The sequence below is a fragment of the Paenibacillus sp. E194 genome, assembly GCF_000935845.1.
GTDB classification, from domain to species: domain Bacteria; phylum Bacillota; class Bacilli; order Paenibacillales; family Paenibacillaceae; genus Paenibacillus_B; species Paenibacillus_B alvei_B.
This window is the reverse complement of the sequence record NZ_JMDX01000557.1, coordinates 1-519: the sequence shown is the minus strand read 5'-3', so window position 1 is coordinate 519 and position 519 is coordinate 1. Positions and strand designations below refer to the sequence as shown.

1 pseudogene is annotated in these 519 nt (G+C 53.6%); it reads left to right on the top strand.

What is annotated here, in order from left to right:
* Positions 1-496: pseudogene (locus tag AZ66_RS29540) on the top strand (glutamate synthase subunit alpha); the annotation flags it as partial.
* Between the last annotated feature and the right edge of the window lie 23 nt (positions 497-519).

The following is a 519-nucleotide window of genomic DNA, read 5'->3' as shown; positions in this document are numbered from 1 at the left end:
CATTCGCGGAATTGCTGGCGAACGCTTCGCGGTTCGCAATTCAGGTGTACATGTGGTCGTCGAAGGAGTAGGCGATCATGGCTGTGAATATATGACTGGCGGCCGTGTCGTCGTGCTCGGCAAGACGGGGCGCAACTTCGCGGCAGGTATGTCCGGGGGTATCGCATATGTATGGGATGAGGATCGTACATTCGTGAACCGCTGCAATTTAGAAATGGTGCTATTGGAGCCGCTTGAGGGAGCGGAAGAAGAGCAGCAGGTGCGAAGCATGATCGAGCGTCATGTGCAAGCAACGGGCAGCACCATTGGGGGACGAATCTTGCAGCAATGGGACAATGGAGCAAGCGAGCAATTCGTCCGTGTCATTCCGAAGGATTATAAGCGTATGATGGAGCAAATTGCGAAGGTAGAGGCGCAGGGGATGACCGGTGAAGCAGCGCTGCTTGCCGCATTTGAAGCGAATATGCGCGATTTATCACGTGCTAGCGGAAACTAAATTATGGTATGATAGCTATGGCC